At 52.0% G+C, this 21,317-nt stretch carries 19 protein-coding genes and 5 tRNA genes; 2 read left to right on the top strand and 22 right to left on the bottom strand.

What is annotated here, in order from left to right:
• Positions 1 to 52 precede the first annotated feature (52 nt).
• The 12 genes from lipA to leuS form a co-directional block, all read right to left on the bottom strand.
• Positions 53 to 1,024, bottom strand: coding sequence for a lipoyl synthase (lipA, locus tag EA58_RS12220; protein ID WP_036753100.1), 972 nt, complete (start codon positions 1,022 to 1,024; stop codon positions 53 to 55).
• Positions 1,025 to 1,026: 2 nt separating this feature from the next.
• The gene (lipB, locus tag EA58_RS12215; RefSeq protein WP_036753174.1) at positions 1,027 to 1,671 is read right to left on the bottom strand and encodes a lipoyl(octanoyl) transferase LipB; all 645 of its coding nucleotides are present in this window, start codon (positions 1,669 to 1,671) and stop codon (positions 1,027 to 1,029) included.
• Positions 1,672 to 1,787: 116 nt separating this feature from the next.
• Positions 1,788 to 2,063, bottom strand: coding sequence for a DUF493 family protein YbeD (gene ybeD / locus EA58_RS12210; protein WP_036753097.1), 276 nt, complete (start codon positions 2,061 to 2,063; stop codon positions 1,788 to 1,790).
• A gap of 168 nt (positions 2,064 to 2,231) precedes the next feature.
• Positions 2,232 to 3,407 (bottom strand): serine hydrolase, encoded by a 1,176-nt coding sequence (locus tag EA58_RS12205; RefSeq protein WP_036753093.1) that lies wholly within the window; start codon positions 3,405 to 3,407, stop codon positions 2,232 to 2,234.
• Positions 3,408 to 3,557: 150 nt separating this feature from the next.
• On the bottom strand, positions 3,558 to 4,370 hold the full coding sequence (locus EA58_RS12200) for a septal ring lytic transglycosylase RlpA family protein (RefSeq protein ID WP_152548009.1): 813 nt from the start codon (positions 4,368 to 4,370) through the stop codon (positions 3,558 to 3,560).
• Complete coding sequence (gene mrdB, locus EA58_RS12195; protein WP_036753092.1) at positions 4,370 to 5,491, bottom strand: peptidoglycan glycosyltransferase MrdB; 1,122 nt, start codon at positions 5,489 to 5,491, stop codon at positions 4,370 to 4,372. The genes EA58_RS12200 and mrdB overlap by 1 nt, the downstream gene beginning before the upstream one ends.
• Positions 5,488 to 7,434, bottom strand: coding sequence for a penicillin-binding protein 2 (mrdA, locus tag EA58_RS12190; protein WP_036753090.1), 1,947 nt, complete (start codon positions 7,432 to 7,434; stop codon positions 5,488 to 5,490). Before mrdA ends, mrdB begins: the two co-directional genes overlap by 4 nt.
• Positions 7,435 to 7,440: 6 nt before the next feature.
• Positions 7,441 to 7,911 (bottom strand): 23S rRNA (pseudouridine(1915)-N(3))-methyltransferase RlmH, encoded by a 471-nt coding sequence (gene rlmH / locus EA58_RS12185; protein ID WP_036753089.1) that lies wholly within the window; start codon positions 7,909 to 7,911, stop codon positions 7,441 to 7,443.
• 7 nt (positions 7,912 to 7,918) lie between these two features.
• On the bottom strand, positions 7,919 to 8,251 hold the full coding sequence (rsfS, locus tag EA58_RS12180; protein ID WP_412177946.1) for a ribosome silencing factor: 333 nt from the start codon (positions 8,249 to 8,251) through the stop codon (positions 7,919 to 7,921).
• A gap of 169 nt (positions 8,252 to 8,420) precedes the next feature.
• Positions 8,421 to 9,446: a DNA polymerase III subunit delta gene (gene holA, locus EA58_RS12175; RefSeq protein ID WP_036753083.1), complete on the bottom strand. Its 1,026-nt coding sequence runs from the start codon at positions 9,444 to 9,446 to the stop codon at positions 8,421 to 8,423.
• Positions 9,443 to 10,072, bottom strand: coding sequence for an LPS-assembly lipoprotein LptE (locus tag EA58_RS12170; RefSeq protein ID WP_081819642.1), 630 nt, complete (start codon positions 10,070 to 10,072; stop codon positions 9,443 to 9,445). The genes holA and EA58_RS12170 overlap by 4 nt, the downstream gene beginning before the upstream one ends.
• An 81-nt stretch (positions 10,073 to 10,153) precedes the next feature.
• Positions 10,154 to 12,730 carry a leucine--tRNA ligase gene (leuS, locus tag EA58_RS12165; protein ID WP_036753080.1) on the bottom strand — a complete coding sequence of 859 codons (2,577 nt, stop codon included), beginning with the start codon at positions 12,728 to 12,730 and terminating at the stop codon, positions 10,154 to 10,156.
• Positions 12,731 to 12,902: 172 nt separating this feature from the next.
• On the opposite strand from leuS, the gene EA58_RS12160 reads away from it, so the two are divergent.
• Complete coding sequence (locus EA58_RS12160; RefSeq protein ID WP_036753077.1) at positions 12,903 to 13,385, top strand: zinc ribbon-containing protein; 483 nt, start codon at positions 12,903 to 12,905, stop codon at positions 13,383 to 13,385.
• A gap of 75 nt (positions 13,386 to 13,460) precedes the next feature.
• Here the strand turns inward: EA58_RS12160 and lnt are convergent, their stop codons facing one another.
• From lnt to miaB, 5 genes are all read right to left on the bottom strand, one after another.
• Complete coding sequence (lnt, locus tag EA58_RS12155; protein WP_036753074.1) at positions 13,461 to 15,020, bottom strand: apolipoprotein N-acyltransferase; 1,560 nt, start codon at positions 15,018 to 15,020, stop codon at positions 13,461 to 13,463.
• Entirely contained in the window at positions 15,020 to 15,892 is an 873-nt protein-coding gene (corC, locus tag EA58_RS12150; RefSeq protein ID WP_036753072.1) for a CNNM family magnesium/cobalt transport protein CorC, read from the bottom strand. Before corC ends, lnt begins: the two co-directional genes overlap by 1 nt.
• Before the next feature lie 91 nt (positions 15,893 to 15,983).
• Positions 15,984 to 16,448, bottom strand: coding sequence for an rRNA maturation RNase YbeY (ybeY, locus tag EA58_RS12145; protein ID WP_036753069.1), 465 nt, complete (start codon positions 16,446 to 16,448; stop codon positions 15,984 to 15,986).
• Between the two features lie 8 nt (positions 16,449 to 16,456).
• Positions 16,457 to 17,521, bottom strand: a complete 1,065-nt coding sequence (locus tag EA58_RS12140; RefSeq protein ID WP_152548008.1) for a PhoH family protein — start codon at positions 17,519 to 17,521, stop codon at positions 16,457 to 16,459.
• Between the two features lie 75 nt (positions 17,522 to 17,596).
• Positions 17,597 to 19,021 carry a tRNA (N6-isopentenyl adenosine(37)-C2)-methylthiotransferase MiaB gene (gene miaB / locus EA58_RS12135; protein ID WP_036753065.1) on the bottom strand — a complete coding sequence of 475 codons (1,425 nt, stop codon included), beginning with the start codon at positions 19,019 to 19,021 and terminating at the stop codon, positions 17,597 to 17,599.
• Between the two features lie 326 nt (positions 19,022 to 19,347).
• Here miaB and EA58_RS12130 point away from each other — a divergent pair, with 326 nt between their 5' ends.
• A complete protein-coding gene (locus EA58_RS12130) occupies positions 19,348 to 20,508 on the top strand; it encodes a 2-octaprenyl-3-methyl-6-methoxy-1,4-benzoquinol hydroxylase (RefSeq protein WP_036753063.1) in 1,161 nt (386 codons plus the stop codon).
• A 169-nt stretch (positions 20,509 to 20,677) separates the two neighbouring features.
• Here the strand turns inward: EA58_RS12130 and EA58_RS12125 are convergent.
• The 5 genes from EA58_RS12125 to EA58_RS12105 form a co-directional block, all read right to left on the bottom strand.
• Positions 20,678 to 20,764, bottom strand: a tRNA-Leu gene (locus tag EA58_RS12125).
• 64 nt (positions 20,765 to 20,828) lie between these two features.
• Positions 20,829 to 20,903, bottom strand: a tRNA-Gln gene (locus EA58_RS12120).
• Positions 20,904 to 20,957: 54 nt separating this feature from the next.
• A tRNA-Leu gene (locus EA58_RS12115) sits at positions 20,958 to 21,044 on the bottom strand.
• Positions 21,045 to 21,090: 46 nt separating this feature from the next.
• Positions 21,091 to 21,167 (bottom strand) — tRNA-Met (locus EA58_RS12110).
• A 30-nt stretch (positions 21,168 to 21,197) separates the two neighbouring features.
• A tRNA-Gln gene (locus EA58_RS12105) sits at positions 21,198 to 21,272 on the bottom strand.
• Positions 21,273 to 21,317 lie beyond the last annotated feature (45 nt).

The following is a 21,317-nucleotide window of genomic DNA, read 5'->3' as shown; positions in this document are numbered from 1 at the left end:
GTAATGCTGAGGGACATCAACAGGCAGTGGTGGCTGCCTGTTTGAGTCATGATTACTTCACTTCTTCACCTTTCGCCTGCAGATCGGCATGGTAAGACGAACGAACAAACGGACCACAGGCCGCATGGGTAAAGCCCAGCTCCAGTGCAATTTCTTTCAGCTCATCAAACTCTGATGGCGGCACATAGCGTTCAACGGGCAGGTGATGGCGGCTTGGTGCCAGATACTGTCCCAGTGTCAGCATGGTCACACCGTGTGCACGCAGATCCTTGAGGACTTCAATGATCTCTTCTTTAGTTTCACCCAGACCCATCATCAGGCCGGATTTCGTCGGTACGTTCGGATGCATTTCGCCGAATTTCTTCAGCAGATCCAGCGACCACTGGTAGTTCGCACCCGGGCGGGCCTTACGATACAAGCGTGGCGCGGTTTCCAGGTTGTGGTTGAAGACATCTGGCGGATTGTCACGCAGGATATCCAGCGCACGATCCATCCGGCCACGGAAGTCAGGAACCAGCGTTTCGATTTTAATTTCCGGACTTTTCACGCGAATTTCACGGATACAGTCAGCAAAGTGCTGTGCACCACCGTCACGCAGGTCGTCACGGTCAACTGAAGTGACAACAACGTAGCGCAGTTTCATGTCAGCGATGGTCTGTGCCAGATGAACTGGCTCTTCGGCACTTGGTGGCAGCGGACGGCCATGGGCAACGTCACAGAAAGGGCAGCGGCGGGTACAGATGGCACCCAGAATCATGAAGGTGGCCGTGCCGTGGCTGAAACACTCTGCCAGGTTCGGACAGGATGCTTCCTCACAGACCGAGTGCAGGTTGTTCTTGCGCATCGCGTCTTTGATGTCCCGGATACGCTGGGTATCAGCCGGCAGTTTGATTTTCATCCATTCCGGTTTACGCAGCATTTCGCGGGGCTTTTCCTCCGCTTCCATGTTACGAACTGGGATCAGGGCCATTTTGTCGGCGTCACGATATTTGACACCTGGTTCTATTACGATCGGTTTGCTCATGATTAATTGCTTTCCGTTGTCCACTCAATGCTCTGGTAATCGAGCAATTTCACTAACTCATCGACAAGTATAGGTTGTACATCAGCCATTTCTGTTGGGCCATTGAACATAGCCAGCTGAGTCATTTCCATACCCGCATAGCCACAGGGATTGATGCGCATAAAAGGCGATAAATCCATGTTGACGTTGAGGGCCAGGCCATGAAAAGAACAGCCGCGACGGATACGTAGACCGAGTGAGCAGATTTTTTTGCCGTCGACGTAGACACCGGGGGCATCCGGACGGGCATTAGAAGTTACCCCAAAGCGGGATAGCGTGTTGATTACTGTGTTTTCAATGTGCGTGACCAGTTCACGAACGCCCAGCTTGAGGCGGCGCAGGTCGAGCAGTAGATACATCATTTGCTGCCCCGGACCATGATAGGTGACCTGTCCACCGCGATCACTCTGAAAGATAGGGATATCGCCGGGATTCAGCACATGCTCGGCTTTACCAGCCTGACCCTGAGTAAAAACGGGAAGGTGCTCGACCAGCCAGATTTCATCGACGGTGTTGTCATCGCGATCGGCGGTAAAATCATGCATGGCCTCATAAGTGACAGAATAGTCTTTCAGGCCCAGGTTGCGGACAATGAGATTTCTTTGCACATTCACACCCATGTTGTCTGTCGGTCTCTGCTGCGTATCAGAAGAGACCAATAATGGTGCATTATAAAACTTGGCGGCTGAAATTTCAGCCGCCAATTGCTCGGTAGGACCAGGTATCAGAGGACGACACGGACGATGTCGATTTCACCCAGTTCTTTATAAAGCGTTTCAACCTGTTCGATGTGAGTCGCAGTGATTGTAATCGACACTGCGCTGTAGGTACCCTTGCCACTTGGCTTTACAGATGGCGTGTAGTCACCCGGAGCATGGCGTTGAATGACTTCTACCACCAGGTCCGGCAGCTCAGGCTTATTAAAGCCCATTACCTTGTAGGTAAACTGGCAAGGGAACTCGAGTAAATCTTTAAGTTTTGGCTGTTCTTGCTGTTGCATGCTGAACTCCCGGAAAGGTATGCGGTGTATCACAATTAAGGGCAGCATATTAATGGCTCGCCGTCCATAACACAAGTCATGTCAAGGGAACGGGATGGTGCGAATAAGGTCATGAATCGAGCAAAAAGAAAAAGGACAACATGGCTGTCCTTTTTCATGTGGAAGCGATTAGCTCAACCAGCCCTTAAACAACAGGACGATATAATCAATCAGACGGCTGAAAATACCTCCCTGATTGACATCATTCAGTGCAAGCAGCGGGTATTCTGCAACATCTTCTTCGCCCAGGCGGTAGTACAGTTTCCCGACAACATCGCCTTGATGAATTGGCGCTTTCAACTCTTTTTCCAGGACAAAGTTGGCTTTCAGATCTTTGACGGAGCCACGCGGCAGGGTGACGTACGTATCCTGATTGACACCCAGAGAGACTTCGTCAATGTCACCCATCCAGACTTTTTCAGTCACAAAGGTTTCATTGGCTTTATGCGGCGAAACAGTTTCGAAAAAACGGAAGCCATAGTTCAACAGCTTTTTACTTTCAGCTTTCCGGGCGTTGGCATTTTTGGTGCCCATCACCACAGCGATCAGACGCATCTGGCCTTCGGTGGCGGTACTGACCAGACTGTAGCCTGCATTGTCTGTATGGCCAGTTTTCAGGCCATCGACATTCAGGCTCTTATCCCACAGCAGGCTGTTTCGGTTGAACTGTTCAATGCCGTTATATCGGAAGGATTTTTCCTTGTAGATTGCAAACTCGTCCGGCACGTCACGGATCAGGCCCTGAGCCAGCAGCGCCATATCATAAGGGGTGGTCATCAGATTTGGATTATCCAGGCCGTGTACGTTGGCAAAATGGGTTGAATCCATCCCCAGCGTTTTTGCCCAGCCGTTCATCAAATCAACAAAAGAGTCTTCAGAGCCGGCAACATGCTCAGCCATGGCAACACAAGCATCATTGCCAGATTGAATGATGATCCCGCGGTTGAGGTCAGCCACTTTGACTTCACTGCCGACTTCGATGAACATTTTGGATGACCCAGGGAAGTTTTTTGCCCAGGCATTCTTACTGATCACCACTGTATCATCCATAGAGATGTTACCGCGTTTGATTTCCTGGCCAATGACATAGCTGGTCATCATTTTGGTCAGGCTCGCAGGCGGCAGCTTCTGGTATTCATTTTGTCCGGCCAGAATTTTTCCTGAATGGTAATCCATCAGGACATAACCTTTCGCGGCTATCTGCGGGGCTTCTGGAACAACGGCTGGAGCCGCTGTCGCGGAAAGGCTTGTCACCAATACGGCAGAGATTGTGACAGAGCGAAAAAATGCAGCAGATTTATTCATGATAGTTGTTACTTGGATTGCGGATAACAAAATTGGAACCACTATAGCAGATTGAGTCCTGATAAACAGTTCTCAACCTGTCGATATAATGGGCCATACAGGAATCTTGAGAAATTTTTACATTCTTTTGTCAGACTTGAGGTTGGCAAATTAGTTCAACTCGCGCAGCTCTGAGACCACAAAAGCTTCCGGAAACTGTGAAGTTCTTGCCTGATCTCGCAATTGCTCAGCCTTCTGTGAGTCCAGAAATGGTCCCAGACGCAGTCGGTAGATGGCTGCGGAGGTCGCTTTTTTCAGCTCAACATCGGTGTTGAATTCAGCTTTGAGTTTCTGAGCAGCAGCCTGAGCTTTGCTCAGATCGCTAAAAGCAGCAAGCTGGACGAAAAACCATCTCGGGTTGGCACTGTGCCACTCAGCTGTATCAGGTTTGGGCATCTGGATCAGTTCAATACTGACAGGAGCGGTGCCATGGCCGATCACATCCAGTTTGGTTGCGGCAGCCATACTCAGGTCAATAATTCGCCCTTCGTGGAATGGGCCGCGGTCGTTCACCCGGACAATCGCGGTTTTACCGTTATTTTTATTTGTGACTTTGACATAGCTTGGCAGCGGCAGCGTTTTGTGTGCTGCTGTCATGGAGTACATGTCGTAAATTTCGCCGTTTGAGGTTTGGTGCCCGTGGAACTTCTTGCCATACCAGGAGGCCAGACCTTCCTGAGTGAAAGGCTGATCCGTCGGTAATATCGTGTAATGCTGGCCATTCAGCTTGTAGTTCACATTTCCGGCCAGACTCTTGGTCTCATATCTTGGCTGGGCATCTTCAAGATGATCCAGTGTGGGTGAACTGTCCGGGGCACGATCGTCTTTGATCTGATACCGCTCTGAAGTGGATGTGGTGCTACACCCGGCCAGAAGCAAGGTGAAGCACAAAGAGAAAATCATCGATTGAGAAGCAATGCGCATCAGTTCGCCTTAGACAGCATTTTTCTGTGAGTGTGAATAGACATCAGAATTCCAAAGCCTGCCATCAGGGTGACCATGGAGGTTCCACCGTAACTGACCAGCGGCAGGGGAACACCAACAACGGGCAGTAAACCACTGACCATGCCGATGTTTACAAAAACATAAACGAAGAAACTCAGGACAATACTGCCTGCCATCATGCGACCAAAGGCTGTTTGAGCGCGGCTTGCCAGCAATAGCCCACGGCCAATAATGAACACATAGAGTGCCAGCAGACCGACGACACCTGCCAGCCCCCATTCTTCAGCGATCACGGCAAAGATAAAGTCGGTATGGCGTTCTGGCAGAAATTCCAGCTGTGACTGAGTGCCGTGCAGCCAGCCTTTCCCTGTGATACCACCTGAGCCAATGGCAATTTTTGACTGGATAATGTGATAGCCAGCACCCAGTGGATCTGACTCAGGATTGAACAGAGTCAGTACCCGGGTGCGCTGGTAGTCATGCATCAGGAAGAACCAGAGAAGCGGGATAAAGGCAGCGACCAGCAGACCGGCTAAAATGATGATGCGCCAGCTGATCCCAGACAAAAACAGCACGAAGACCCCGGAAGCAGCAATCAGGATTGATGTACCCAGATCGGGTTGTTTGGCAATCAGAATCGTGGGGATAAAAATCATGAGCGTGGCGATCACGATGTTCTTCAGGCTGGGCGGCAGCGGATGATTCCCGATAAACCGGGCGACCATCAGTGGCACAGCCAGTTTGATCAGTTCTGAGGGCTGGAAACGAACCACACCAAGATCCAGCCAGCGCTGAGCACCTTTGGAAATTTCTCCGAACAGTAAGACACCGACCAGTAAAAGCAGCCCGACGCCGAACAGGTAAGGGGCCCAGGCTTCATAGTGGCGGGGCGCGATCTGGGCGAGGATGAACATAATGGCCAATGACAGCAGCATCCGGACAGCCTGTCTTTCCATCATGGCCAGATTCTGACCACTGGCACTGTACATGACCACCAGTGCAAACCCCATGAGGGTCAGGATCCCCAGTAACAGTGGTACATCAATATGAAGTCGGTCACTCAGGGTCGTTTTACTGCCTGCGGCAGCCATGATACTCATCGTGTTACCTCGGCAAGTGTTGATTTGTTGGTGTCATGTTCATCACGGTGATCCAGTAACATGTGATCGAAGATCTGTCGGGCGACCGGACCACCGTTTCTGGAACCGCCACCGGCGTTCTCCAGCACCATGGCAACCACAACCTGCGGATTCTCAAAAGGTGCGAAAGCCGTAAACAGTGCGTGATCTCGCAAGTGCTCTTCCAGCTCTTCCGCGTTATATTCTTCATCTTCAGCCAAACCGAAAACCTGCGCAGAGCCTGATTTACCGCCGGCCTTATACTCAGCGCCGTAGAAAGCACGACGTGCTGTCCCCCGGGTGCCGAAGAGTACGCGGTACATGCCGTCTTTCGCAACCTGCCAGTATTTTGGTTCCACGCCAGTGACCGGCGGGAAGACTTCGTACTTGGCCGGTGTTTCGCCTTCTGGCCCAATAATATCTTTCAGCAAATGAGGGGCACGAACCGCACCATTGTTCACCAGAACTGTCGTCGCTTTGGCAATCTGCAATGGGGTCGCGGTCCAGTAGCCCTGACCAATCCCGACTGGAATTGTATCGCCCTGATACCAGGGCTGGCGGAATCGAGCCTGTTTCCATTCCCGGGTTGGCATGTTGGCTTTGCTTTCTTCGTAGATATCAATGCCAGTGTATTCACCGTAACCGAATTTGCTCATCCAGGAAGACAGGCGGTCTATCCCCATGTCATAGGCGATCTGGTAGAAAAAGGTATCTACCGATTCTTCAATCGCTTTATGAATGCTGACCTTGCCGTGTCCCCAGCGCAGCCAGTCACGGAATGGCCGGCTCTTGGAGTTTGGAATTTTCCAGAATCCTGGGTCATTCCGTGTGGTGCTGGTGGTGATCACACCTTCAGATAAAGCTGCGACGGCGATGGCCGGTTTGACGGTTGATGCGGGTGGATAAATCCCCAGGGTGACTCGGTTCACCAGGGGCCTGTCTTTATCATTCAGCAATTCCCGGTATGCTTTGCCGGAAATACCATGAACAAAGAGGTTCGGGTCATAGCTCGGGCTGGAGACCATCGCCAGAACAGAAGAATCTTTCGGATCCAGCACGACGACGGAGCCACGTTTAGGTTTGATAAATTCTTTGCCGGTGTCCGGATCGACTTTTTTCTCGGTCAGCAGTTGCTGAACATAGAGCTGCAGATCAATATCCAAATTCAGGCGGATATCTTTTCCTGGAACCGGCGGGACATATTTCAGCGTACGAATAACACGACCCCGGCTGTTCACTTCGACTTCCTGATAACCCGAGGTGCCGTGCAGCATTTCTTCGTAGTATTTTTCAATCCCGAGTTTGCCGATATCCCGGGTCGCCTTATAGTTGTTCAGGTGGCCCTGACGATCCAGCATGTCTAAATCACGATCATTGATTTTGGCAACATAGCCCAGTACATGGGTCAGGGCATCGCCATACGGGTAATAACGCTTCAGATAGGCTTTGACTTCAACACCGGGGAAACGGTGTTGATTGACAGAGAACAGCGCGACTTCTTTTTCAGTGAGCTGGTTGCGTAATGGAACCGAGTTGAAACGGCGTGTGCGGCGGCGTTCTTTTTCGAAGCGCTCAATTTCTTCATCCGTGATGCCCAGCAAGGCTCTGAGCCGTTCCAGGGAATCGTCCAGCGACGGAACTTTTTCAGTTACGACTTCCAGGGAATACACGGGCCGGTTCTCGGCAAGTAGCACGCCGTTACGGTCGTAAATCATCCCCCGGTTTGGAGCGACCGGAACAACTTTGATTCGGTTGTCATTGGAGCGCGTCTGGTAATCATCAAACTCGCTGACTTGAATATGATACAAGTTGGCAATCAAGACACCAATCAAGACAAGGATACCGGCAAAGGAGACGATGGCACGTCGGAAAAAGAGAGACGATTCTGACTGATGATCGCGGATCTGAAGTCGCTTCTTGCGCATGCCGGTTTATTCCCTGTGGTATGGATGATTGGCCGTGATGCTCCATGCCCGGTACAGGCTTTCCGCCATCACGATACGCACGAGAGGGTGTGGCAGTGTTAACGGAGACAGTGACCAGCTTTGTTCTGCCGCGGCCTTACACGCTGGTGCCAGACCTTCAGGTCCGCCGATCAGAATCGAGACATCACGCCCGTCCAGCTTCCAGCTTTCCAGTTGTCCGGCAAGTTGCTCGGTATCCCAGCGCTTTCCGGGAATATCCAGCGTGACGATGCGGTTGCCTTTGGCCACTGCGGCCAGCATGGCTTCCCCTTCTTTTTGAAGAATACGTGCAATGTCTGCATTTTTGCCACGTTTTCCTGCCGGAATCTCAATCAGTTCCAGTGGCATGTCTTTGGGAAAACGGCGTCGGTATTCTTCAAAGCCGGTTTCTACCCATTTGGGCATTTTGGTGCCGACAGCAATCAGTTGTAACTTCATCTGTCATTCAGCCCCAGAGCTTTTCTAATTGATAAAGCTGTCGGGCATCTTCCTGCATGATGTGCAGCATCACGCTCCCCATATCGACGACAACCCACTCGCCGTCTTCTTCACCGCTGATACCAAAGGGTGGAAAATCGATGAGCTTGGAGGCTTTATTGACATTATCAGCAATCGAGGCAACGTGTCGGTTCGAGGTGCCGGTGCAAACGACCATGAGATCAGTAATGCTGGATTTACCGCGGACATCCAGGGTGACGATGTCCTGCGCTTTCATGTCATCAATTTTATCAATGATAAAGTCGTGTAGTTCTTGTACCTGCAAAAGGGTCTCCCTCATTTCAGTTTGCATTCCGGGTGAACAGGCTCTGTTTGTTAGAGTCGGATGAGCCGATCGGGTTCACATTTTAACGCCGGAGTATCGCATGCTCAATCGGTGCTGCGCTTTGCCGGGCTTGCGGAGGTTGTTTTTTTGAGCAGTAGCCAGATTTAACAATAATTTGCCTTGCTCAAAGCAACGGCAATCCTCTGTTCAGGCCACACATCAGCGTGCTTAGGGTGCTTAATCCAGACCAGATATGGCTGTTGAAGTCTGTTTTCACCTGTCGTTCCAACTGGGCAAGCAGGTGGAGTGCCTGGAGTAGCGTAGGTAAAGGCAGACGGTGCAGGGCGCCAACGTAAAGCTCGCGCCGGCTTTGCCAGACCCGGAAATTTTCAAAGATCCGGTTCAGGGGAGTCCCTTGTCGTCCCATTTCCTGCATTCGGTATAGCTGGGTCAGTTCACGCTGTAGTGTCCGCAGAATGATGATCGCTTCGACACCTTCTGCTTCCAGCTGACGAAGGATTCGCTGGCTGCGTTTCGCCTGTCCGGCCAGCAGGGCATCCAGTAACTGGAAGGGGGTATAGTGGTTGTGCCGGCTCAGCGCATCCTGAATACGCGGGACTGTCAGTGTATTGTCCGGATAAATCAGGGTGAGTTTGTACAGGCTTTGTGTGAGCGCTAACAGGTTGCCTTCATGCCACTGGGCCAGTAGCTGGATCGATTCGGCATCGGCGTTCAGTCCAAGCTGTTGGCAGCGTTGTTGAATGAATCGGGGTAACTGACGGGCATCCGGTGTATTACAGGGGACGTAAATGCCCAGTGCTGTCAGTGCTTTGAACCAGGCGCTGCTTTCCTGCTTTTTATTCAGACGGGGGCCGAATACCAGTAACAGAATATCCGGGTGCAGTGCATCAATCACCGTTTGCAGTGATTTTGCCTGATTGGCATTGAGTCCATTGTCCGGCAGCGTCAGCTCTATGATCTGACGGTTTGAGAATAGGCTCAGTGCCTGACAGTTATCCAGAACCTCATGCCAGTCGAGCTGGTTATCAATGGTGTAGCTGTGACGCTCAAGGAAGCCTTCCGCTTTGGCTTTCTGTCTGAGGCTGTCCGACGTTTCCTGCAGTAAGAGCGGCTCGTTGCCAGACAGCAGGTAAGCGGTTGATAATCCTTGTTTTAACCGCTCACTCAGTTGTTCCGGGTAGATCCTCATTGTGCAACAGTGCCTTTGGTCTCAAAAAGCTGCTCTGCTGCCTGTTTGTCGGCATCCGTTTCCGTTTCAATCGTGGATACGCCCTGTACGTTTTCAGTCTCAGTGTCTATCTGATTGAGATCGGCGGTCAGACGAGCCAGCTGGCGCATGATCTGGCGGGCGGCCTGCTGGCGCATTTCATCCAGCAGCATGTCGCGTTCGACCGACTTTGCCAGTGCAGTCAGCGGGTTGTCCAGAAAGCTGCGGTTGACCTTGGTGGTAAAACGCTTTGCGCCTTTTTCCGGCACAACAACCTGATAGTTCACGGTATACGTCAGTTCGTATTCAGCTGCCCGGCTGTTTTGGTACAGCGAGAGTGTACGCTCTCCCTGAGATTCGCTGAGCAGATGCAGATTCGGGATCTGAGCCGATGGCGGTACTGCTTCGATGCCATGCAGCTTAAACTGAGACTTGACCATACGGGTCAGCGGGCCGTATTGATCAAAACTGGTCAGAGACAGGCGGGCAATGTCGTCGGGCAGCATGTAATTCCCACGCAGGTGGAAACCACAGGCGGTGGTTGTCAGTGCCAGCACAGCGATAATGACCAGACGAAAACGGGACAGTAGGGATGAAGCGGTGCTCACCGTGTCTACTCCTTGTTTAATAGCAACAGAGGTAAAAGAGAAAACGCCTTCCCGGAGGAAGGCGTTGTTCGTTTGCCTGAATTAGTTGGCAACGATGTTCAGCAGCTTGCCCGGCACGTAAATCACCTTACGAATGGTTTTATCGTCGGTGAATTTCGAAACGTTCTCGTCAGACAATGCTATGGCCTCAACCTGATCTTTGTCAGCATCGGCGGCGACCGTCAGTTTGGCACGCAGTTTGCCATTGACCTGAACGATGATCAGCTTCTCATCTTCGATCATGGCTTTCTCGTCAGCCACAGGCCACTCCGCCTGGTCAACATCAGACTCACCCAGCGCATGCCACAGCTCGAAGCTGATGTGCGGGGTAATTGGGTACAGCATCCGAACCACAGCCTTCAGGGCTTCGTCCAGCAGGGCACGATCCTGAGCTGTTTCCTGCGGTGCTTTACCCAGCTTGTTCATCAGCTCCATGATAGCAGCAATGGCTGTATTGAACGTCTGACGACGGCCAATGTCATCACTCACTTTGGCAATGGTTTTGTGAACGTCACGGCGCAGGGCTTTCTGATCGGCGCTCAGTGCTGAAGCATCCAGTGCTTCGACCGCACCTTTTGCTGTATGTTCAAAGACCAGTTTCCAGACACGCTTCAGGAAGCGGTTAGCTCCTTCAACCCCAGATTCCTGCCATTCCAACGTCATATCCGCCGGGGAAGCAAACATCATGAACAGACGCACGGTATCTGCACCGTACTTATCGACCATTTCCTGCGGGTCGATACCGTTGTTCTTCGATTTGGACATCTTGGTCATGCCGGAATGCACCAGCGCGTTGCCATCCATATCGGTTGCTTTGGTGATGCGGCCTTTCTCATCGCGATCCAGCGTTACATCTGTCGGGGAGACCCAAACTTTGGCACCTTTGTCATTGGTATAGTAGAAGGCATCTGCCAGTACCATGCCCTGACACAGCAGTTGCTTGAATGGCTCGTCGCTGGTGACCATACCGCTGTCGCGCAGCAGTTTATGGAAGAAGCGGGAATACAGCAGGTGCATACACGCGTGCTCAATCCCCCCGATGTACTGGTCAACCGGCAGCCAGTAGTTGGCAGCATCAGAGTCCAGCATTTCATCCGCTTGTGGCGAGCAGTAACGTGCGTAGTACCAGGACGACTCCATAAAGGTGTCGAAAGTATCGGTTTCACGCAGTGCAGGCGCACCGTTGAAGGTCGTTTCTGCCCAGCTTTTATCTGCTTTAATCGGGCTGGTGACGCCGTCCATCACGACATCTTCCGGCAGGATCACCGGCAGCTGATCGGCTGGCACCGGATGTACTTCGCCGTCTTCAGTGGTGACCATTGGGATAGGGGCACCCCAGTAGCGCTGACGGGAAACACCCCAGTCACGCAGACGGAAGTTCACGGTTTTCTTGCCTTTGCCTTCAGCTTCCAGTTTCGCTGCGATGGCATCGAATGCTGCCTGGAAGTCCAGACCATCGAATTCACCTGAGTCAAACAGCACGCCTTTCTCAGTGTAAGCGGCTTCGCTGATGTCCAGCTCGCTGCCGTCAGCCGGTTTGATCACAGGCACAATGTCCAGACCATACTTGGTCGCGAATTCGAAATCACGCTGATCGTGGGCCGGCACAGCCATCACGGCACCTGTACCGTAATCCATCAGCACAAAGTTCGCGACGTAAACCGGAACACGGCGGCCGTTCAGCGGGTGGATGGCATACAGGCCGGTGGCCATGCCTTTTTTCTCCATGGTAGCCAGTTCAGCTTCAGCAACCTTGGTGTTTTTACATTCCTCGATGAACGCAGCCAGTTCAGGGTTGTTTTGTGCCGCCAGCTCAGCCAGTGGGTGGCCCGCTGCGATGCCCACGTAGGTCACACCCATCAGGGTGTCCGGACGGGTGGTATAGACTTCCAGCGGTGCATTCTGACCTTCCACTTCGAAAGACAGTTCTACCCCTTCGGAACGGCCGATCCAGTTGCGCTGCATGGTTTTCACCATGTCAGGCCAGCCTTCCAGATTATCCAGATCGTCCAGCAGCTCCTGAGCATAAGCGGTGATCTTGATGAACCACTGCGGGATTTCTTTTTGTTCAACAGGTGTGTCACAGCGCCAGCAGCAGCCGTCTTCAACCTGTTCGTTTGCCAGTACGGTCTGGTCGTTCGGACACCAGTTCACAGAAGAGGTCTTCTTGTAAACCAGGCCTTTGTTGTACAACTTGGTAAAGAACTCTTGTTCCCAGCGGTAGTATTCTGGAGTACAAGTGGCAAATTCACGGTTCCAGTCGTAACCGAAGCCCAGCAGTTTCAGCTGGTTCTTCATGTAGTCGATGTTTTCGTATGTCCAAGGTGCCGGCGCTGTGTTGTTTTTCACGGCGGCGTTTTCAGCAGGCAGGCCGAAGGCATCCCAGCCGATTGGCTGCATGACGTTTTTGCCCTGCAGGCGCTGGTAGCGAGAGATGACATCACCGATGGTGTAGTTACGAACATGACCCATGTGAAGTCGTCCGCTTGGATAAGGGAACATCGAGAGACAGTAGAACTTCTCTTTATTCGGGTCTTCACTTACAACAAAGGTTTTATTGTTGTCCCAATGTTCTTGAACTTTCTGTTCAATGTCCTGAGGACGGTATTGTTCTTGCATCGATGACATCCGGGATTTTTGTGAGTTGAATACAAACACAGTCAAAATAATCGACATAGAATAACTAAAGGTAAAGGGAGCAACAATAGCTGAGACCGAATCGGTGCGCTTATTCTTGTGATATTTCAGACAAGGAAGACCCGAGTTGGCGGTTTAGCCTGGGAGAACTGAGATGGTGAAACAAAAAGCAGCCTATGAATCCATGTTGGAAGAGATCACGGAAACGCTCAGACATAGTCCGGAAGAGTTAAAGCACTGGGTTGATACCAGTGAAAAATACCGGGAAGCTGCCGGTGATATGACCAAGGATGAGCTGGCGTTGATCCGGGAGTATTTCAGACGGGATTTGAATGAGTTCGGTCAGAACGTGCAGGAAAGCCCTGAGCCGTTTTCTGAAAGTCCGTTTTATCAACTGGTGTCAGAAACGATCTGGCGTGGTCTGGCGGAAGTGACGGACAAGACACAACTCGAATGGGTTGAAGTCATGGACGATCTCAAGCATCGGGGCGTGTACAAGGCCGGTGAAATGGTCGGGCTGGGTAATCTGGTGTGCGAGAAATGTGGGTATCATGAGCAGTACACTCATGTTCGTGTGATTGAACCTTGTACGCAGTGCGGCGGGACGCAGTTCACCCGGCAGCCCCTTGCACCTTAGCGTGCTGCTGTTCTGATGATGAAACAAACAGAGGGCCGCTGGCCCTCTGTTTGTTTTTTAATGTGATGCTTGAGATCAGTGAACCCCTTCCTGTGGGTTGGTTTCTCTGAAATCTCCCCGGCGTCGCTTCACGAGCAGCCAGGACAATGTGACCGACCATAGCAGGTAAAGATAGAGCGGCCAGCTTCCCAATGAGGTGTAAGGTGTCAGCCCTTTGGTCGGCGTCACGGTGGCGCGCAGGACCCCGGTCTCAAACTGTGGCAGCTCCGCAATGATTTTGCCCTGGTAATCGACGACAGCGGTCACGCCGGTATTGGTAGCGCGCAGTAAAGGTTTTCCGGTTTCCAGTGCGCGCATCTGAGCGATTTCCATATGCTGGTGCGGGCCGATGGAACGGCCAAACCAGGCATCATTGGATAACGTCAGCAGTATGTCTGTCCCTGAGCCGACGTTCTGGCGAACCTGTTCGCTGAACGCAATTTCATAGCACAATGCCGGTGCCAGCGCATAGCCGTTAGCTTCCAGATTTTGCTGGATAAAGTTCCCCCGACTGAACGATGACATTGGCAGGTTGAAAATCGGTGCCAGTGGCCGCAGTAAGTCGCCAAAGGGCACAAACTCACCGAACGGCAATAAATGATGCTTGCTGTACCGGCTTGTCGTGTCGTAGTGGTATGCGCCGTCTCGGTTCACACCCAGCGTCAGGATATTGTTGTAATACTGACCTTGCTCAGTTCTGTCCAGCACACCGGTGATCACAGCACTCTGATTCATCCGGGCCGCTTCATCAATGCGACTCAGAAAGGTGCCGACCTGTTGCTCCAGTGCAGGGATCGCGGCTTCCGGCCAGACGATAATATCGGCATCCCAGTTCTCACGGGTCAGATCCAGATACTTCATCAGGGTCGGCCAGCGTTGATCCGGTTGCCATTTCAGAGCCTGTGGAATGTTGCCTTGAACCAGCGCGACTTTCACCGGCTTGTAGGGTTCAGGCTGAACCCATTCAATCCCTTTCGTTTGATAAGCCAGAAACAGCAGCAGTGCCGGAACCATCAGTGGTTTCCAGTTCCGGTAGTAACCGGCAGCAACCAGAGCACCACAGCTCAGAACCAGTGCAAGGGTCAGGCCTTCAACCCCCAGGATCGGAGCAAAGCTGGCAAATGGTCCGTGAATCTGACCATAACCCAGCCAGAGCCAGGGAAAGCCGGTGAACAGCCAACCGCGTATCCAGTCAAGCAGCAGCCAGAGCACCGGACCGATGAGCATCAACTGGTGGAAAGGGCGTCCAAGGCCAAATCGGGCAAGGAGTGCGCCAAACAGGGCCGGATAAATTGCCAGATAGCCAATCAGCAGGGCCATCAGGAAGAGTCCGGCAGCAATGGGCATGCCGCCAAAGTCAGCAATACTGACGTGAACCCACCAGACACCACTGCCGAAGAGGCCCAGTCCCCAAGCGAAACCGGTCTGGAAAGCCGTTTTTGGACGCTGGTTTTGCAGCAGGGTAAAGAAAATAATGAGGGAGAGCGGTGCAAGGAACCAGTATTGGTAAGGGGCGAAAGAGAGTGTCGCCAGCGCACCGGCCGGGACGGCCAAAAGCAGCCGTCCCAAAAGGTTTAAATTGTCGATTCGTCTCATCAGGGCGTCATCGTTGGTTGATGTGCCTCCTGCGGCACCGTCACTTGTAACTGAATGATCCGGCGGCTGTCCGCAGCGGTAACCTTAAATGCATACCCTTCCAGTTCAACGACTTCGCCACGGCTTGGCAGGTGACCAAAACTGGTCATCACCAGACCGCCGATAGTATCGATGTCGTTGACGCTGAAGTTGGTCTGGAACAATTTGTTGAAGTCATCAATGGTGGTCAATGCCTTCACATTCCAGGTGTGTTTACTTAATTGACGGATTTCCTGTTCTTCTTCGTCGTCGAATTCATCTTCGATTTCGCCAACGATTTGCTCCAGAATATCCTCAATGGTGATCAAACCGGAGACACCACCAAATTCATCGACCACAATGGCCATGTGGTAGCGCTCTTCCCGAAATTCTTTCAGCAGGCGATCAACCCGCTTGCTTTCCGGCACAACAACGGCCGGACGCAGGATAACGTCGAGGTCAAACGGCTCACTGTCCGGGCGTAGATACTGCAACAGGTCTTTCGCCAGCAGAATGCCTTCAACGTGGTCTTTGTCATCGCTGATTACCGGATAGCGTGAGTGCTGGGCATCAACAATGATATCAATGAGGTCTTCAACCTTCTGAGAACGTTCAATGGTGACCATTTGCGAGCGGGGGATCATGATGTCGCGAACTCGCATTTCAGAGATCTGCATCACGCCTTCCAGCATGTCGCGGGTGTCGTGATCGATCAGGGCATTCTCTTCAGAATCGCGGATCACGCTGACCAGCTCTTCCTTATTTTGAGGCTCGCCCTGAAAGAGCTGTCCAATACGTTCAAAGAAGGTCTTTCGACTCGGACCGTCAGAATTTTGGGGGTTATCGTCGTTCATTGCTTTCTATTCAAATAGGTGGCCGGAGCCACGGAAAGCCGGCAACTGAAAAGTGACCGACTGTATTTGGCGATGACTGCCAAGGCTGATGTTAGTATTGGTCAGCCGCGTAAGGATTGGCAAACCCTAAACCTTGCATAATTTCGGTTTCCAGCGCTTCCATCTCTTCGGCTTCGTCATCTTCAATATGGTCATAACCTAGCAGATGAAGCGAGCCGTGTACAACCATATGTGCCCAGTGCGCGAGCAGGGGTTTATTCTGTTCCTCAGCTTCTTTTTCAACGACCTGACGGCAGATGATCAGATCGCCCAGCAGTTCCAGTTCAACACCCGGTGGGGCTTCGAACGGAAATGACAGCACATTGGTCGGTTTGTCCTTGCCCCGGTAGTCCCGGTTCAGGGTCTGGCTTTCTGCCTCGTCAACCAGTCGGACGGTGACTTCTGCATCGGCCTGAAACGGTGTTACAGCAGCTTCGAGCCAACGTTGAAAGTCTGCTTCCGTTGGCATGCCACCTTCTTCAGCGGTGGCAAATTGTAAATCCAGATAAATTGACATCTGTTTGATTATTCCGTTTCTGAGCTGACCTGACGCGCTTCCTGTTGTTCTCGGCGACGCTGTTCAGCCAGTTTACGTTGTTTCTGATCTTCCGTTTCCCAGACTTCGTACGCTTGCACAATACGGGCGACAACTGGGTGGCGAACCACGTCGGTGGCCTGGAAGAAGTTAAAGCTGATCTCATCGACATCGGCCAGCACTTCAATGGCATGGCGCAGACCGGAGCGGGCACCACGCGGCAGGTCGATCTGAGTCACGTCGCCGGTGATGACGGCACGGGAATTAAAACCAATCCGGGTCAGGAACATTTTCATCTGTTCGACCGTCGTATTCTGGCTTTCGTCCAGAATGATAAAGGCGTCATTTAAAGTCCGGCCACGCATGTAGGCCAGCGGGGCAACTTCAATGACATTGCGTTCAATCAGCTTTTCGACGCGCTCGAAACCCAGCATTTCAAACAGGGCATCGTAGAGCGGGCGCAGGTAAGGGTCGACTTTCTGGCTCAGATCCCCGGGCAGGAAGCCCAGCTTTTCACCGGCTTCAACCGCAGGACGGGTCAGCAGGATCCGTCGGATTTCCTGACGTTCCAGTGCGTCAACAGCCGCTGCAACGGCCAGATAAGTTTTCCCCGTCCCCGCAGGACCCACACCAAAAGTAATGTCATGACCGACCATATTGGCGATGTACTGAGCCTGATTCGGCGTTCGTGGCTTAATGACACCCTTTTTGGTCTTGATGTGAATTTCTTTACCGTAAGGGATGCTGGAGCTGACATCCTGCTCCAGAACGCCTGATTCTTTAATGGCCAGGTGAATTTGTTCCGGCTCAATATCCGGGATCAAATTGCGCACCGGGGCGGTGTCAACATACAGGTCTTTCAGGATATTGGCTGCTGCTTCGGCGGTATGGGGCTGGCCGACGATACTGAAACTGTGGCTGCGGTGGTTAATTTCAACGCCCAGACGGCGTTCCAGTTGCTTGATGTTGTCGTCGAATGGACCGCAAAGGCTGGCCAGGCGGTGGTTATCGGCGGGTTCGAGATTCAGTTCAACAGTAATAATTTTGCTCAAGATTTGCCTCTCAATAGGCCGCCCACTGTGACGGGCGGCCGGAATAACTGGGCATGGGCAGATATTTCTGTCCTCTTATTAAGGAGTATAAACGCCTACACCCAATTCATCTTCTTTACGGGTTTTCTCCATGACCTCGCTTGGAGACATGGCAATACGCAGGTTCATGTCTGCTTCTGTGCGGACAAGTTCACCACGCAGGGAGTTGTTGAATACATCGGTAATTTTGACATCGACAAACTGACCGATCAAATCCACAGAGCCTTCAAAGTTCACGACCCGGTTGTTTTCGGTACGACCGCGCAGTTCCATGATGTTTTTCTTCGAAGGACCTTCAACCAGAATGCGCTGCTCTGTATCCAGCATCTGACGTGAGTAACGCATGGCCTGGGTATTGATCTGCTGTTGCAGTTCATACAGGCGTTGTTTCTTCACGTCTTCTGGCAAGTCGCATGGGTAGTCTGCCGCTGGCGTACCCGGACGTGGAGAATAGATGAAACTGAAGCTCATATCGAAATCGATGTCGCGGATCAGCTTCATGGTGTCCTGGAAGTCCTGATCAGATTCACCCGGGAATGCCACAATGAAGTCTGAGCTGATGGTGATTTCAGGGCGAGCCTGACGCAGCTTACGGATTTTCGACTTGTACTCAATGGCAGTATGCGGACGCTTCATCATCGCCAGAATCCGGTCTGAACCACTTTGTACCGGCAGATGCAGGAAGCTCACGACTTCTGGGGTGTCTTTGTAGACTTCAATGATGTCATCCGTAAATTCAATCGGGTGGCTGGTGGTGTAGCGAATCCGATCAATACCGTCGATGGCGGCAACCAGACGTAACAATTCAGCAAAAGACGCAATTTCGCCATCATGGGTTGCACCACGATAGGCGTTCACGTTCTGGCCCAGCAGGTTGACTTCACGAACCCCTTGTTCTGCCAGTTGTGCGATTTCGAACAGCACATCGTCCAGTGGACGGCTGACTTCTTCACCACGAGTGTAAGGAACCACACAGAAAGTACAGTACTTCGAGCAGCCTTCCATGATGGATACGAAAGCCGTCGGCCCTTCTGCACGGGGCTCCGGCAGACGGTCGAACTTCTCAATTTCTGGGAAAGAGATGTCCATCACTGGCGCTTCAGAAGATTGCGACTGGGAAATCATCTCTGGCAGGCGGTGCAGGGTCTGAGGACCAAAAATGACGTCGACATACGGCGCACGCTCACGAATGGAATCCCCTTCCTGAGTCGCGACACAACCCCCGACACCGATCACCAGACCCGGCTTTTTGTCTTTCAGGGTTTTCCAGCGGCCAAGCTGGTGGAAGACTTTTTCCTGAGCCTTTTCACGGATCGAGCAGGTGTTCAGCAGCAGTACATCTGCTTCTTCTGGTTCTTCTGTTAATTCATAACCGCCATTGGCGTTGAGAAGATCGGCCATTTTGGATGAATCGTATTCGTTCATCTGACAGCCCCAGGTTTTGATAAGCAGTTTCTTCGCCATGTCTAACTCTTCACTCGTAGTGTTAATTCGGTGCATTTTCTGCTGCTGATGCAGCGTGGGCCGGGAGTTGAAGGGCCTTTGATCCCTCGACTGTGGGCCAGCTTAAATTGCAAGCCGCGTATTGTACTGCTTTCGACACGGCCTGACTAGATCATCCATGCTGATTATAAAACGGGCAGGCGGTGTGTTTTGAAACGGAGACAGTCGGGCTGAGATCAATCTTCGGGGACAAAGCCGCCGGAATTGACAGCGGACATCAGGTTGATGGTGGTCAACTTGCTGAAAGCCGTTAGAATGTCGGCAAAGCAGTGAATTGAGATACCAGCATGGAACAGTTTGATGTGGTGATCGCCGGCGGCGGTATGGTGGGTGCGGCAGCAGCACTGGGGATGGCCCGACAGGGGCGCAAAGTGGCTGTCATTGAAGGAGAGCAGCCAACACCTTACAACAATAGTCAGGCGATGGATCTGCGGGTGTCCGCGATATCGGCACAGTCTGTAAAACTTCTGAAGCGACTGAATGCCTGGGACAATATCAGCGCTATGCGACTTTGCCCCTTCAGACGGCTGGAAACCTGGGAACATCCGGAGTGTCGGACCCGTTTCAATGCGGCGGATCTGGCATTGTCAGAGTTGGGTTTTATGGTGGAAAACCGTGTGATTCAACTGGGTTTATGGCAGGCCTTTGAAGGGGTGCCGAATCTGACACTCATTTGTCCGGCACGGCTGGCTCAATTTGAACGGAATGAAGCTGGTTATCAAGTGACACTGGATAACGGTCAGGTTCTGCAATCGCGTTGGCTGGTTGGGGCAGACGGTGCGAATTCCCGAGTGCGCCAGCAGGCCAACATTGGGATTACAGCCTGGGACTATCGCCAGCATTGTATGCTCATTCATGTGGAAACTGAATTGCCGCAACAGGATATCACCTGGCAACAGTTTACCCCGCAGGGGCCGCGTTCTTTTCTGCCCTTACCTGGGCATCAGGGGTCGCTGGTCTGGTATGACAGTCCTGCCCGGATCAAACAGTTATCGGCGATGACATCAGCCCAGTTGGAAGCGGAAATCCTCAAGACGTTTCCGACTGAATTGGGGCCGATTAAAGTGCTGAACAAAGGGAGTTTCCCGCTCACCCGTCGTCATGCGCAGTCTTATTATTCAGAGGGCATCGTCTTGCTGGGTGATGCGGCACATACCATTAATCCACTGGCGGGGCAGGGGGTGAACCTGGGCTTCAAGGATGTGGATGTCTTGCTGGATGAAATGGCGAACGGCGGTCAATACTGGTTCGAAACACAGGTTCTCAAGCGCTATGAGCAACGTCGTCGTCCGGATAACCTGTTCATGCAAACGGGGATGGATGTGTTCTATAAAGCGTTCAGTAACGATCTGAAGCCTGTTGTTTTCATGCGGAATTTGGGTTTGAAACTTGCGGAGCATACAGGCCCACTGAAGCACAAAGTGCTGCAATATGCTTTGGGACTGTAATTCCGAATGCCGCAGATACGAAAGCCACCGTGGTGTGGCTTTTTTCTTGTTCTGAAAACGGACAAACGATTTCGACAGAGACAAAAAAAACCAGCTTTCGCTGGTTGATTGTATGGATACGACAATGAAGTCTACCCGAAGATGAATAACTTTCTGAAAGAGAGAAAGTTGGTGCGGAGGGAGAGACTTGAACTCTCACGTCCTTGCGGACACTAGCACCTGAAGCTAGCGCGTCTACCAATTCCGCCACCACCGCACGTGGTATTTACCTGTCGGATCAGGAAAGATATCGAGATGGTAAAGCTCGTTACCTTAAAGTATGGCAGGGCTACCTGGATTCGAACCAGGGAATGGCGGCATCAAAAGCCGCTGCCTTACCGCTTGGCGATAGCCCTAGAATGTTACTTATTGCCTGATGGCTTCATCAGGCTTTTTATGAAGAAGTCAATTGGTGCGGAGGGAGAGACTTGAACTCTCACGCCCTTGCGGGCACTAGCACCTGAAGCTAGCGCGTCTACCAATTCCGCCACCACCGCGTGTATTGACTTTTTCTTTCCATTTACATCTTAGTTTCGAAGTAAATGGTGGCTACGACGGGATTCGAACCTGTGACCCCATCATTATGAGTGATGTGCTCTAACCAACTGAGCTACGTAGCCATTTTTCAAACGTTCGAAACGCTTTGAAAATGGCAGGGCTACCTGGATTCGAACCAGGGGATGGCGGCATCAAAAGCCGCTGCCTTACCGCTTGGCGATAGCCCTGCAGATGATCTGAATCAGATCGAATGTTGGTGCGGAGGGAGAGAC

It is taken from the genome of Photobacterium galatheae (assembly GCF_000695255.1).
GTDB classification, from domain to species: Bacteria; Pseudomonadota; Gammaproteobacteria; order Enterobacterales; family Vibrionaceae; genus Photobacterium; species Photobacterium galatheae.
Note: the sequence above shows the minus strand (reverse complement) of the source record. Positions and strands in the feature narration are given on the sequence as shown.

Excerpts from the sequence above, each read along its gene's own strand:
- lipA (WP_036753100.1), bottom strand. The coding sequence starts at position 1,024 with ATGAGCAAACCGATCGTAATAGAACCAGGTGTCAAATATCGTGACGCC.
- ybeD (WP_036753097.1), bottom strand. The coding sequence starts at position 2,063 with ATGCAACAGCAAGAACAGCCAAAACTTAAAGATTTACTCGAGTTCCCT.
- EA58_RS12205 (WP_036753093.1), bottom strand. The coding sequence starts at position 3,407 with ATGAATAAATCTGCTGCATTTTTTCGCTCTGTCACAATCTCTGCCGTA.
- EA58_RS12200 (WP_152548009.1), bottom strand. The coding sequence starts at position 4,370 with ATGCGCATTGCTTCTCAATCGATGATTTTCTCTTTGTGCTTCACCTTG.
- mrdB (WP_036753092.1), bottom strand. The coding sequence starts at position 5,491 with ATGAGTATCATGGCTGCCGCAGGCAGTAAAACGACCCTGAGTGACCGA.
- mrdA (WP_036753090.1), bottom strand. The coding sequence starts at position 7,434 with ATGCGCAAGAAGCGACTTCAGATCCGCGATCATCAGTCAGAATCGTCT.
- rlmH (WP_036753089.1), bottom strand. The coding sequence starts at position 7,911 with ATGAAGTTACAACTGATTGCTGTCGGCACCAAAATGCCCAAATGGGTA.
- rsfS (WP_412177946.1), bottom strand. The coding sequence starts at position 8,251 with ATGAGGGAGACCCTTTTGCAGGTACAAGAACTACACGACTTTATCATT.
- holA (WP_036753083.1), bottom strand. The coding sequence starts at position 9,446 with ATGAGGATCTACCCGGAACAACTGAGTGAGCGGTTAAAACAAGGATTA.
- leuS (WP_036753080.1), bottom strand. The coding sequence starts at position 12,730 with ATGCAAGAACAATACCGTCCTCAGGACATTGAACAGAAAGTTCAAGAA.
- EA58_RS12160 (WP_036753077.1), top strand. The coding sequence starts at position 12,903 with ATGGTGAAACAAAAAGCAGCCTATGAATCCATGTTGGAAGAGATCACG.
- lnt (WP_036753074.1), bottom strand. The coding sequence starts at position 15,020 with ATGAGACGAATCGACAATTTAAACCTTTTGGGACGGCTGCTTTTGGCC.
- corC (WP_036753072.1), bottom strand. The coding sequence starts at position 15,892 with ATGAACGACGATAACCCCCAAAATTCTGACGGTCCGAGTCGAAAGACC.
- ybeY (WP_036753069.1), bottom strand. The coding sequence starts at position 16,448 with ATGTCAATTTATCTGGATTTACAATTTGCCACCGCTGAAGAAGGTGGC.
- miaB (WP_036753065.1), bottom strand. The coding sequence starts at position 19,021 with ATGGCGAAGAAACTGCTTATCAAAACCTGGGGCTGTCAGATGAACGAA.
- EA58_RS12130 (WP_036753063.1), top strand. The coding sequence starts at position 19,348 with ATGGAACAGTTTGATGTGGTGATCGCCGGCGGCGGTATGGTGGGTGCG.